The organism is Nostocoides sp. (assembly GCF_037045025.1).
Lineage (GTDB): Bacteria > Actinomycetota > Actinomycetes > Actinomycetales > Dermatophilaceae > Nostocoides_A.
Map to the genome: position 1 here is coordinate 44,335 of NZ_JBAOHM010000009.1, position 11,481 is coordinate 55,815.

The 11,481-nt window shown below is 69.4% G+C and carries 12 protein-coding genes; 4 read left to right on the forward strand and 8 right to left on the reverse strand.

Annotation, left to right across the window (positions count from 1 at the left end):
- Window positions 1-73 precede the first annotated feature (73 nt).
- The 4 genes from V9G19_RS09135 to V9G19_RS09150 form a co-directional block, all read right to left on the reverse strand.
- Window positions 74-1,075, reverse strand: a complete 1,002-nt coding sequence (locus V9G19_RS09135; protein ID WP_462285173.1) for a zinc-dependent alcohol dehydrogenase family protein — start codon at window positions 1,073-1,075, stop codon at window positions 74-76.
- A 16-nt stretch (window positions 1,076-1,091) separates the two neighbouring features.
- Entirely contained in the window at window positions 1,092-1,709 is a 618-nt protein-coding gene (locus V9G19_RS09140) for a transglutaminase-like domain-containing protein (RefSeq protein WP_462285174.1), read from the reverse strand.
- A 263-nt stretch (window positions 1,710-1,972) separates the two neighbouring features.
- Window positions 1,973-3,463 (reverse strand): DUF1501 domain-containing protein, encoded by a 1,491-nt coding sequence (locus V9G19_RS09145; RefSeq protein WP_462285175.1) that lies wholly within the window; start codon window positions 3,461-3,463, stop codon window positions 1,973-1,975.
- Between the two features lie 12 nt (window positions 3,464-3,475).
- Window positions 3,476-5,167 (reverse strand): DUF1800 domain-containing protein, encoded by a 1,692-nt coding sequence (locus V9G19_RS09150; RefSeq protein ID WP_462285176.1) that lies wholly within the window; start codon window positions 5,165-5,167, stop codon window positions 3,476-3,478.
- A 137-nt stretch (window positions 5,168-5,304) separates the two neighbouring features.
- Between V9G19_RS09150 and V9G19_RS09155 the strand changes: the two genes are divergently transcribed.
- On the forward strand, window positions 5,305-6,042 hold the full coding sequence (locus V9G19_RS09155) for a class I SAM-dependent DNA methyltransferase (protein WP_462285177.1): 738 nt from the start codon (window positions 5,305-5,307) through the stop codon (window positions 6,040-6,042).
- A gap of 10 nt (window positions 6,043-6,052) precedes the next feature.
- Here V9G19_RS09155 and V9G19_RS09160 read toward each other — a convergent pair whose 3' ends face one another.
- Window positions 6,053-6,601, reverse strand: a complete 549-nt coding sequence (locus V9G19_RS09160) for an aldehyde dehydrogenase family protein (protein WP_462285178.1) — start codon at window positions 6,599-6,601, stop codon at window positions 6,053-6,055.
- Between V9G19_RS09160 and V9G19_RS09165 the strand changes: the two genes are divergently transcribed.
- On the forward strand, window positions 6,590-7,306 hold the full coding sequence (locus V9G19_RS09165; RefSeq protein ID WP_462285179.1) for a transporter substrate-binding domain-containing protein: 717 nt from the start codon (window positions 6,590-6,592) through the stop codon (window positions 7,304-7,306). The two genes, V9G19_RS09160 and V9G19_RS09165, sit on opposite strands and share 12 nt — an antisense overlap.
- Before the next feature lie 13 nt (window positions 7,307-7,319).
- Here the strand turns inward: V9G19_RS09165 and V9G19_RS09170 are convergent, their stop codons facing one another.
- Window positions 7,320-7,772: a MarR family winged helix-turn-helix transcriptional regulator gene (locus tag V9G19_RS09170; RefSeq protein ID WP_462285180.1), complete on the reverse strand. Its 453-nt coding sequence runs from the start codon at window positions 7,770-7,772 to the stop codon at window positions 7,320-7,322.
- A 132-nt stretch (window positions 7,773-7,904) separates the two neighbouring features.
- Between V9G19_RS09170 and V9G19_RS09175 the strand changes: the two genes are divergently transcribed.
- Together V9G19_RS09175 and V9G19_RS09180 are read left to right on the forward strand one after the other, a co-directional pair.
- The gene (locus tag V9G19_RS09175) at window positions 7,905-8,474 is read left to right on the forward strand and encodes a GNAT family N-acetyltransferase (protein ID WP_462285181.1); all 570 of its coding nucleotides are present in this window, start codon (window positions 7,905-7,907) and stop codon (window positions 8,472-8,474) included.
- A gap of 160 nt (window positions 8,475-8,634) precedes the next feature.
- Entirely contained in the window at window positions 8,635-10,077 is a 1,443-nt protein-coding gene (locus V9G19_RS09180; protein ID WP_462285182.1) for a tyrosine phenol-lyase, read from the forward strand.
- Window positions 10,078-10,093: 16 nt separating this feature from the next.
- Here V9G19_RS09180 and V9G19_RS09185 read toward each other — a convergent pair whose 3' ends face one another.
- The gene (locus tag V9G19_RS09185) at window positions 10,094-10,450 is read right to left on the reverse strand and encodes a thioredoxin family protein (protein WP_462285183.1); all 357 of its coding nucleotides are present in this window, start codon (window positions 10,448-10,450) and stop codon (window positions 10,094-10,096) included.
- Between the two features lie 14 nt (window positions 10,451-10,464).
- Window positions 10,465-11,478, reverse strand: a complete 1,014-nt coding sequence (locus V9G19_RS09190) for a patatin-like phospholipase family protein (RefSeq protein WP_462285184.1) — start codon at window positions 11,476-11,478, stop codon at window positions 10,465-10,467.
- Between the last annotated feature and the right edge of the window lie 3 nt (window positions 11,479-11,481).

The window sequence follows — 11,481 nt, forward strand, 5'->3', positions numbered from 1 at the left end:
CCGCGGGAACCGACTTGCCACGGATGTTGGCAGTCCTGGCTGGGGGACCCGCCGCTCTCTCAGTCTATGCCCGTCAGCGCGCCCGCAGCACAGCGGCGCCGGTCACGTCGCCGTGAGCCAGGTCGCGCAGCGCACGATCGGCGTCCGCCAGCTCGTATGCCGTGGTCTGCGGCCGCACACCCAATCGGGCTGCGAGCGTGAGCAGTTCCTCGCCATCGCGCCGGGTGTTGCTCGTCACGCTGGTCAGCGTCCGCTCACGGAAGAGATGGTGCTGATAGTCCAGGACCGGGACGTCGCTGAGGTGGATGCCCGCGATCGCCAGCGTGCCGCCGCGGTCGAGGGCGGCGAGGGCGACCGGGACCAGGTCGCCGACCGGGGCAAAGAGGATGGCGGCGTCGAGCGGGTCGGGCGGTGCGGCATACGCCTCATCGGCCGATGCCGCGCCGAGGCGCAGCGCCAGCGCGCGGGCGTCTTCCCCGCGGGTGAGCACATGCACCTCCGCACCTTGGGCGATCGCGATCTGCGCGGTGATGTGGGCGCTCCCGCCGAAGCCGTAGATGCCGAGCCGTCCGCCGGGAGGGAGGTTCGCGCGCCGGAGCGCGCGGTAGCCGATGATCCCGGCGCACAGCAGCGGGGCCGCCTGCGCGTCCTCGAAGGCGTCGGGAACGGCATACGCAAAAGCCTCTGGGACAACGGCGAATTCGGCGTAGCCGCCGTCGGAGTCCCAACCGGTGTAGCGGGATTCGGGGCAGAGGTTCTCCCTGCCGGAACGACACCAGCGACAGACCCCGCAGGTATGCCGCAGCCACGCCACCCCGATCCGGTCCCCGAGGGTGAACCGGTCGGCGCCCGGGCCGCGGGCGGCGACATGGCCGACGATCTCGTGTCCCGGGACGACATCGGGCCGGTGGACGGCCAGGTCGCCCTCGCTGACGTGCAAATCGGTCCGGCACACCCCGCACACGTGCACCTCGACGAGCACCTCGCGGGGGCCTGGCTCGGGGTTGGGCCGTTCGCCGAAACGCACCGGGTGCTCGTCGATCGGACCCGGCTGCGCGACACTCCAGGCGCGCATGTTCGACACCCCGCTCTCAGGACGGCGACTGCTCCTCGGTGACCACGTCGAAGCGGTGCAGCCATTGTGGCCCGAAGACGGTGACGACCGCGATGTCGGTCGCGTCACGACCCTGCGCCATCAGGACGCGGCCAATGCGGCGCTCGTTGTGCCGCGGGTCGAAGGTGTGCCACTGCCCGCCGAGGAAGACCCGGGCCCACGCGCTGAAGTCCATCGGTGCCGGGTCGGGCGGCACGCCGATGTCGCCCAGGTAGCCGGCGACATAGCGCGCCGGGATGTTCAGGCAGCGGCACAGGGTGACGAACAGGTGGGTGAAGTCACGGCAGACCCCGACCCGCTCCCGATAGGCGTCGAGCGCGGTGCGAGTGGGCCGGGCTTGCTGGTAGTCGAAGGTCAGCCACTCGTGGACGAAGTCGCACACCGCCTGGACTCGGCCCCACCCCGGGGCCAGGCCACCGAAGCGGTCCCAGGCCACCTGCATCAGCTCGCCGTCGACCTCGCAGTATCGGCTGGGCAGCAGGAAGGCCAGGGTCTCGTCGGGCAGGTCGGCGATGTCGTGCTGGACGGCGTCCGGGGCCACCGGGTCGGGTTCGTCGTCGACCTCGACGGTGGCGCCCCCCTGATAGCGGACCACGGCGGGCGTCCGGCGCCGAGACAAGGCGGCCACAGAGATTGCCGAATCGGTCGGTGTAGACCCGCTCCGGGGAGGCCCCGCTGATCGTGACCGTCTCCTCGCCGACGATCCGATCCCGCATCGACGGGTGGATGCGCACCAGGTGAATCATCGAGGTGCCCGGCTGCACACCGTATTCCAGGTCGAACCCCACCCGCAGCAACATTCGTCGAGACTACGGGCGAATCGGGCCCGGCGACGAATGAACAGGCCCCGGATCGTGGTCAGCGGAAGACGCCCACCGGCCCGGGATAGCTGAAGTTCGGGAAGACCGTGCCCAGCGCGCCGTTCTGAAGGCGGTCGGAGATGAGTTCGGCGAGGACCGTGCGGTAGTCGGTGGTGATCGTCACGTCCCCGTTGTAGCCGCCCTCGTTCATGTCCAGGTCCTCGGGCGCAAGGCCGGGCCAGCTGCCATAGACCTGGCCGCCGTTGACCTGCCCGCCGAGCACGAACATCGTGTTGCCGTGGCCGTGGTCGACGCCGCCGGAGGCGTTCTCACCGACCCGGCGGCCGAATTCCGACATCGTCACGACGCAGACATTGGCCCAGCGTGATCCGAGGTCGGTGCGTAGGGCGGCCAGGCCCTGAGCGAGGTCGCGCGCCTTGCGGGAGAACCAGGACGCCTGGTCGGTGGCCTGGCCCAGGTCGGCGTGCATGTCCCAGTCGCCGATGTCGATGCACGCGACCTCCAGGCCCTTGCCCGACTTGATCATCCGGGCGATGTCGATCAGGCCGTGGCCGAAGTAGGTGTCAGGATAGACCGCCCCGTTGTCGGGGGTGTAGGGCGTGCTGCGCAGATCGGCGAGCCCGCCGACCGCGGCGAGCGTCTTGGCCGCCATCGCCCCGGCCGGCCCGCCGACGGTCCGGTATGCCGAGTCGATCATCGTGCGCACCTCGTTCTGGATCCCCTCCCACACCCAGATCTCGAAGTCCGCGATCGACGCGAACGCGACCGTCGGGAAGGACGTGGACAGCGAGGCGACGGCCTTGTTGCCGAGGGTGATCGCGCGGAAGGTTCCCTGCGTGCTGGAGGAGGAGGCCAGGTGCCGGCCCAGCCAGCCCGAGGAGACCTGCGCCGCGGAGGCGCCATAGCCGGCCGCTCGCTCCATCGACCACATCCCGGCGAAGTGGGACCGGGTCGGGTCGGTGTTGCCGGTGGCGTGGACGAGGGCCAGCTCGCCGGCGTTCCAGATCGGGGTGAGCGCGGACAGCTGGGGGTGCAACCCCCAGAACGAGTTGAGCGGGATCAGGCCCTTGGCTGCGGTCACGCCGAGGGAGGGCCGGGCGTTGAGATAGTGCGGATCCCCGGCCGGCACGACGGCGGACAACCCGTCGAAGCCGCCGCGCAGGAAGATGCAGATCAGGATGTCCTTGTCGGTGGGTCCGGCCGAGTACACCATCCGAGGCTGGACGTTCGGCGCGGCGAGCAGACCGAGGGCGCCGGCGCCGCCGCGCAGCACCATCCGCCGGCTCAGCCCGGCCGGGCCGTCGTCGGCCTTCGCGGCCGACGTCAGGTCGGCGATCCCGCAGCCGTGGACGGCCCGGTGGTTGGCCTCGGCGACCGAGATCGGGCGGGGCCCGTCGGGCTCGATCGCGCACAGGAAGTCGTCTCGGGCACGGCCGGAGTGGTGGTGCATCGGGACGATGCTCTCGTCGAGGGTGTAAGCCGCGTTCGCGCGCGCCCGGCCGGCGCCGCTCCCAGGGGTGGGGGTCATCGTTGGGTCCTGTCAGCGGATCTGGAAGTAGGGGGAGGCCATGACGATGCGGACCGCCTCGTCGAGATACCAGGAGAGCCGGTCGGCGCCGATCGGCGTGCTCGTCGTCGGCGGCAGGTCGCCATTGGGGTCGCCCGACCAGAGGAAACGGGTCAGCTGGTTCTTGGCGCCGGCGTCGCCGGCGAAACCGGTCAGCGCGAGATACAGCCGGGCCGCGACGGCGCCGGGCGTCATCGTGGCGCTCACGGCGAGCGCCTGGGTCCACGGCTGCCAGCTGATCGATTCCTCCCAGCGGCCGGCGTGCGCCTCGGCCATGTTCCAGGCCATCAGCATCCCGTTGGTGTGCATCCACCGGGTGGACACATCGGGGTAGCCGTCCGGACCCGGCCAGTTGAGCGGCGCGTGGCCGGCCGAGTCAAGCAGCCAGCACTCGGTGCCCATCAGGTTGTAGGGGTTGTCCTTGACGGCCGCCTGGTCGATCGCTCTGGTCACCGGGCGGGCGGCACGCAGCGACGTGACAACGGACTCGCTCGGGCGGCGCCATTTGCGCCCGGTTGCTGCCTTGAACTCCGTGCTGTTGAACAGCACCCGCAGGACCGGGACGATCGCGGTGTCGCCCGCCAGATAGCTGGTGACCATGCGGTCGATCAGGGCCTGTGGGGGCGTGTCCGAGACGAACCGGGTCGCCAGCCGGGTGCAGATGCGGGTCGCCGTCTTGCGGTGGCGGGCGATCCGGCCGGCAATATACGCCAAGGCCGCGGGCCCAGCGCTCGCGCTGGAGTTGGCGTGGGTGAAGCCGGCCACGGTGATCGGCCCGACGTGGTGGTTAGCGGCCTCGAACCGGCCGGTCATCGACCCCCAGTCGCCATACCAGCCGGTCAGCAGCAGGGTCATCGCCTTGACGTCGTCCTCGGTGAAGTTCCCGACGCCGAGGGTGTGCAGTTCGAGGAACTCGCGGCCGAGGTTCTCGTTGGGGTCGTCCTTGGTCGAGGAGGAGTTGTCGAGGTAGTCGAGCATCGCGCCGTGGGTGGTCGCGGCATACAGCAGATTGGCGAACTTGCCCAGCGCGTGCTTGCGGATGACGAAGGTGTCGTAGTCGCCGATCCAGTAGGCCGGCGCGTCGGCCTCGGCCATGACGTGCACCTGGTCGTGCCAGAACTCGACCATCGACTCCAGCAGGTAGCGCTTGGAGAACATCCGGCGCAGCAGGCTCGCCCGGATGACCGTCGGCGCGATCTTCCAGCCGGTGTTGTAGGAGTAGTAGTTCAGCACCGCCTGCGAGGCGGTCATCGTGGCGGCCGGCAGCTTAGCGATGATAGCTGCGCACGCGGAGTCGTCAATCGTGGCGGGCGCAAGTTGTTTGTTCAGCCAGGCCGCTCGGCCGGCGGCGCGGATCTCGGCGACGACGGCGGTAGTCGGGCCGGGGGCGACCCGGCGGGCGAGGTGCCAGATCGGGTCCGCGGTGAGCGGCACATTGGGCAGGAACGGCGAGCGCACGGTCGCCGCGCGCCCGTCGGGCAAGCCGGCGCGCACCGCCGCCTCATCGGCGGCGCTTGGTTCCGGCACGGGTGCCGGGACGCGCCCGGGCGGGGCTCCGGGCGGTGGGATCGCCGCCTCCTTCATCCGCACCGCCGCGGGGATGGTGAGGTCCTCGCGGGAGTTGCCGATGGGTGCGGGGCGGGGGTGGGCAGCGGTGGCGCTCATGCCGGACGTCCTTGCCTGGGGGATGACTCGAATTCCACTCCCTCGGCCGGTGATTTGTCGAGGGAGAACCTCGTTCTTGCGCAGAAACGCGCAATTTGCGGTGGACGACGCGCGGTCGCCTGCGCGAGGCTGCGCCGGTGACGAGCAGTGATGTGTGGGACGAGGCCGCCGCGGCGCGGTATGACGCGGAGCTGGGGGAGATGTCCTCCCCGGAAGTCCTGGCGGCCACCGTGCGGTTCCTCGCCGGGCTCGCCGGCTCGGGCCGGGCGTTGGAGTTCGCGATCGGGACGGGCCGGATCGGCATACCGCTGCTGCGAGCCGGGGTCCCCGTCGCCGGGATCGAGCTGTCCGCGCCGATGGTCACCCAGTTGCGCCGCAAGGTGAGCGCTGACGAGCTTCCGGTGACGATCGGCGACATGGCGACCACGCGGGTCGAGGGCGAGTTCGCGCTCGTCTACCTGGTGTTCAACACGATCGGCAACCTGCGCACCCAGGCCGAGCAGGTCGAGTGTTTCCGCAACGCCGCCCGGCATCTGGCCCCGGGTGGGCGGTTCGTGATCGAGCTGTGGGTGCCGCAGATCCGCCGGTTCCCGCCCGGGCAGGCGGGCGTTCCGTTCGAGGTGAGCGAACGGCATACCGGCTTGGACACCTATGACCTGACCACCCAACAGGGCACCTCACACCACTACACCCGGGAGGCGGACGGCTCGATCCGCTACAGCGCCACCAACTTCCGCTACATCTGGCCCCCCGAGTGCGACCTGATGGCGCAGCTGGCGGGGCTGGAGTTCGAGGCGCGGTATGCGGATTGGGACCGCAGCGCATTCACCGCCGACAGCCCCAGTCACGTCTCGGTCTGGCGCAAGCCGGGATGACGGGCGTGCGTCAGCGGCCGTCCCGCTCGGCGTCGGGGAGAGTGAAAATCGTGCGGTGCCAGTCTTTTTGGGGTGTATTCGTGCGGTCGAACATGACATGCTTGACGACCGTGTAGTCCTCGAAGGAGTGGGCCGACATGTCCTTGCCGAACCCGGACTGCTTCATCCCGCCGTGCGGCATCTCGCTGATGATCGGGATGTGGTCGTTGATCCAGACGCAGCCGGCGCGGATCTGCTCGGTGGCGCGCAGCGCGCGATAGACATCGCGGGTCCATGCCGAGGCCGCCAGCCCGTATGCCGTGTCGTTGGCCAGCCTGATTGCCTCGTCGTCGCTGTCGAACGGCAACGCGGCCAGGACGGGTCCGAAGACCTCCTCGCGGACGATCTCGCTGGCCGGGTCGGCATCGGCGACGAGCGTCGGGGCGTAGTAGGAGGCCGCGAGTTCTCCGCCGGGAATCGTTGCGCCGGTGACGATCCGGGCGTAGCCACGCGCCCGGTCAACAATGCCCGCGACCTTGTCGCGGTGGGCCATCGAGATCAACGGGCCTTGATCGACCACGCCCTGATCTCCCACCTCGCGCCCACCGGCGCCCTGCGCGCCGTGATCAACCTGGGCAACCCGGTGCTTGCGCAAGGGGACCCCGATCATCTCCAGGGGGTCAGCGTCGCGATCGCCCGGAGGCTGGCGCAATGGCTTGGCGTTGCGCTGGAGCTGGTGGCCGTCGACGCGGCCCGCGCGGCATGCCTGGTCATCGTCGACGGCCGCGTTGATGTGTGCTTCCTGGCCATCGAGCCGGCTCGCGAGGAGAGCATTGTCTTCACCGCCCCCTATGTCGTGATCGAAGGGGTCTATGTCACCGACTCCGATTCGCCCCTGGCAACCTCGGCCGAGGTGGACCGTGAGGGCGTGCGGGTGGGGGTGCGCGAGGGTTCGGCCTACGATCTGTTCCTCACCCGAACCCTTGAGCACGCGGAGATCGTTCGAGCAGCCGAGGCCACGGATGTCTTCGAGGAGCAGGGACTCGATGCGGCTGCGGGAGTGCGTCAGCCACTGATGGCCGATGTCGCCGAAACGGGGCGCCGCATCCTGGAGCCGGCGTTCATGCAGATCAATCAGGCCGTGGGGTTGCCGCGAGCGACGTCAGGGCAGGCCGTTGCCCAGGTTGCTGCGTTCGTCGAGGAGCTGAAGTCTTCCGGGTTCATTCGCGAGGAGTTGGCGCGAAGCGGGGTCGAGGCGAGCGTTGCGCCGCTGGTGGTGAGCTGATCAGCGAGGCCGGCTAGGTCCGGCCGACCTCTGGATGAATCCCCGGCCGCATCCCGTGATGCTCGACGAGTTTGGCGAGCAACCGGCCCAGTTCCTCGCGTTCGACGTCGGACAGCGGTGCGGTCAGGGCGGCGTCGTGTTCGCGCCCGTGGCGAGCGAGCGCGTCCAGGGCGGTCTGGCCGGCGGTAGTGAGCTCGAGCGCGTAGCGGCGTCGGTCGCGCTCGGATCGCACGCGCCGCACCATACCCTTGCCCTCGAGGGCATCGACCACGACCACCACCCGGCTCGGCACGATGCCCATCTCCTGGGCCAGCTCCCGTTGGCTGAGCCCCCCGGTGGACGTGATGATCCGCAGGACGAGGCCTTCGCTCGGCGTCAGACCCAGGTCCTGGACACGCGCCGCCCACCGGCTCGCGGCCAACGAGCCGAGCTGGGCGAGTTGCAAAGCGGTGGACCTGTGCGGCACGGGCCGACTCTATCGCTGCCAAATCATTCACTCTCTGATCTATTCCGAATGGAGGACCGTTCCGGTGCGGTGCTTGCGGATGCAGGTCGTCCGGTTTTGGCGCCAGGATGGGCGCAGCCGAAAGGATCCGACATGACCTGGACAATCACGCCCCTGGACTCCTCCACTTGGGATGCCTTTGCCGAACTGGTCGAGCGCAACAACGGTGTCTTCGGTGGCTGCTGGTGCATCGGTTTCCACCCCGAGTGCGGCCAGCGCGGCCTGGATCATCGGGCGGCCAAGGAGGAGCGAGTGCGCACCGGCCGGGCGCACGCCGCGCTCGTCCTGGACGCGGACGGACTCGCGCAGGGCTGGGCCCAGTGGGGTGATCCGGACGAACTCGCCGGGATCAAGCACAAGCGGGCCTACGACAAGGAGCCGCCGCAACTGCCCGACTGGCGGATCACCTGTGTCTTCGCCGATAAGCGTCACCGCGGCCAGGGCATCGCCCGGGCAGCGGTCGAGGGCGCGATCGCCATGATCGCCGCGGAGGGTGGCGGGCTGGTCGAGGCGATTTCCGAGGTCACCGATGGCCGCGTGGCCCAGGGGAGGTTCCTATTCAGCGCGACCGTGGAACTGTTGGAGGATCTCGGGTTTGAGCGCGTGCGCCAGGTGGGCAAGCACGCGTGGATCGTCTCGCGTGTGGTGGAGCCGTCCGCGTAGCGGGAGCCCGCTCGCCTGGCGATGTCGAGAGTAGCCGGGTCCGTCGTGCCCCGTCCCGCTCAGCGCGTAACGTTGGGGCTGAACCCCACGAGGAGGCTCGCAGGGGCGGTCCGCTGCAACGTCGGACCGCTTGGGGTCGACTGGACGAAAGGTTCCCTTCATGACCACGTTGCACACCCCCACCTTGCACACCCCCGCCTTGCACACCATGGGCCAGCAGCATGACCGGCGCAGTTGGGCCGAGCCCTACAAGATCAAGGTCGTCGAGCCGCTGCGGACCACCACCCGAGAGGAACGCGACCGGGCGATCGCCGAGGCGGGCTGGAACACCTTCTTGCTGCGTTCCCGCGATGTCTACATCGACCTGCTGACCGACTCCGGGACCTCGGCGATGTCGGATCGGCAGTGGGCCGGGATGATGCTCGGCGACGAGGCGTATGCCGGCAGCGTCAACTTCTACCGGCTCGAGGAGACGGTCAAGAAGTACTATGGCTACACACACCTCGTCCCCACCCACCAGGGCCGCGGAGCGGAAAACCTGTTGTCCCAGGCGGCAATCACGCCCGGCGACCACGTCCCGGGGAATATGTATTTCACGACAACCCGCTTTCACCAGGAGAAGGCGGGCGCGACCTTCCACGACGTCATCATCGACGAGGCGCACGACACGTCCTCGGTCCACCCGTTCAAGGGCAACATTGATCTCGACAAGCTCCAGGCCCTCATCGACGAAGTCGGCGCCGACAAGATCCCCTATGTCTGCTTGGCCGCCACGGTGAACATGGCTGGCGGACAGCCGATCTCGATGGCCAACGCCCGGGCCGTGCGCGAGCTGACCGACCGCTACGGCATCAAGGTTTACCTCGACGCGACTCGCGCGGTCGAGAACGCCTACTTCATCATCGAGCGCGAGGAGGGGTATGCCGACAAGACCCTCGCCGAGGTCCTACGCGAGTTCTGCTCCTACAGCGACGGTGCGACGATGTCGGGCAAGAAGGACCACTTGGTCAACATCGGCGGCTGGTTCGCCACCAACGACGACAACCTCTTCGAAGAGGTGCGCAATCTCGTTGTCGTGTATGAGGGTTTGCACACCTACGGCGGCATGGCCGGGCGCGACATGGAGGCCATGGCCATAGGCATCGAGGAGTCACTGGAGATGCCCTACCTGCGCTCGCGCATCGGGCAGATCCGCTACCTCGGCGAGTTGCTCGAGCAATGGGACGTCCCCTTCGTCAAACCCGTTGGCGGACACGCGATCTTCCTCGATGCCCGGGCCTTCTATCCGCACCTGGACCAGGAACGCTTCCCCGCGCAGACCCTCGCCGCGCAGTTGTATGCCGATTCCGGTATCCGCTCGATGGAGCGCGGCATCGTCTCGGCCGGCCGTGACCCCGAGACCGGCGAGAACCGCCACCCGCGGCTGGAGCTGACCCGGTTGACGATCCCACGCCGGGTCTATACCCAGGCGCACATGGATCTGGTCGCGGAGAGCGTCAAGGCCTGCTTCGACGCCCGGGAGTCGGCGAGGGGTCTGCGGATGGTCTACGAGCCGAAGTACCTGCGCTTCTTCCAGGCGCGGTTCGAGCCACTGGGCAGCTGACCGAGAGTTCCGATCGTCACTCCACGTCGATCGCCGACGCGCCATCGTCGGGCGACGGCGTCAGCAGCCGGGCCAGGGCGGCGTCGAGAGGTGCGCGGCTGGCCGGCCGGACCACTCGCGCCACTTCCGTGCCGTCGCGCAGGAAGATCAGCGTCGGCCACAGCTTGACCCGGAAGGACCGGCCGAGCCGGCGGCCCCGGCCGTCCTCGACCTGGAGCAGGGGCACCTCGGGATGGTCGGCGAGCGCCGGTTCCACGAATCGATCGGCGACCCGGCAATAGCCGCACCAGTTCGTCCCGAACGCGAGAACGGCAGGCCCGGCAAGGGCGTCGATCTCCTCGCGGAGCGGCTGCTCCTCCTGATAGTCGCTCATCCGCACAGCATGGCTCAGGACTCGGGCGACGCGGGGGGTGAGCCCTCGGCGAAGTCCGCCGGCCCGGGGCCGCGAGGGAAGAGCACTCGGCCCGGCCGCTGGCCGGTGACCGGCGCGAGGGCGTCCCACGCCGCGGCATACCCGGCCTCGACGGCCGCGCGCAGGGTGGCGAGATCCCGGTGGGTCATGCCGATGACCGGTCCGTCCTCTGGTGGCCGAATCTGCAGCACCCCCGGATGCCCGGCGAGCAACCACTCCTCCTCGGTATGCCGCGCATGCATGGCCGCCCACGCGGTCACCGCCCCGGGGGCCTTGCGCACCAGCCAGCTGCGCACCGCCCGCTGTTCCAGCCGAGAGGGCGGCTGCGGCCGCTCGGAGGGACGCTTGGTCCGCAGGGCGAGCACATGGGTCGCGCCGTCCGCAAGGGCGGTCCGGACGGGGACCAACTCGGTGACGCCGGCGTCGATGAACCGGCGGCCGCCGAGTCGGACCGGGCCGCCGGCGACGATCGGGATGCTTGTCGTTGCCCGCAGGGCCAACTTGAGGCTGGGAGTGTCGTGGATCAGCGTGGCCAAGTCGACCGACACCCCGTCGTCGGCGTCCGTCGCCAGCGGGTGGAAGGAGACCGGACTGGCCAAGATCGCGGCGAAGTCCATCGGGGTGATCTCCTCATACACGGTCTCGACGAGGTGCCTGGTGTCGACTATCGGTTTGCGGCGCAACGGATTCCGGGTGCTGATCACCGCGTGCATGATCTCCGGAGTCCACCACGCGTGGATCGTTTCGCGCGCCCGGCCGCACAACAGCCACGCCGCGTTCAAGGTCCCCGCCGATGAGCCGTATGCCGCGTCCAGGCACCGGAGCAGCCCCAAGTCCTCGATGGGGACCGTCATCCCGCTGGAGAAGGCGCCGCGTGCGCTGCCGCCTTCGATGACCAGGGCCACCCGGTAATCGTCGCGCCGGGAACCCGGCGTGCTGCCCGCGCGATACCGCTCGCGCAGCACGTCGATGAGGCTGGGGAGGGACATCGG

Coding starts and splice junctions, on each gene's coding strand:
- V9G19_RS09150 (WP_462285176.1), bottom strand. CDS start 5,167: ATGAGCGCCACCGCTGCCCACCCCCGCCCCGCACCCATCGGCAACTCC.
- V9G19_RS09185 (WP_462285183.1), bottom strand. CDS start 10,450: ATGAGCGACTATCAGGAGGAGCAGCCGCTCCGCGAGGAGATCGACGCC.
- V9G19_RS09135 (WP_462285173.1), bottom strand. CDS start 1,075: ATGCGCGCCTGGAGTGTCGCGCAGCCGGGTCCGATCGACGAGCACCCG.
- V9G19_RS09190 (WP_462285184.1), bottom strand. CDS start 11,478: ATGTCCCTCCCCAGCCTCATCGACGTGCTGCGCGAGCGGTATCGCGCG.
- V9G19_RS09145 (WP_462285175.1), bottom strand. CDS start 3,463: ATGACCCCCACCCCTGGGAGCGGCGCCGGCCGGGCGCGCGCGAACGCG.
- V9G19_RS09180 (WP_462285182.1), top strand. CDS start 8,635: ATGACCACGTTGCACACCCCCACCTTGCACACCCCCGCCTTGCACACC.
- V9G19_RS09175 (WP_462285181.1), top strand. CDS start 7,905: ATGACCTGGACAATCACGCCCCTGGACTCCTCCACTTGGGATGCCTTT.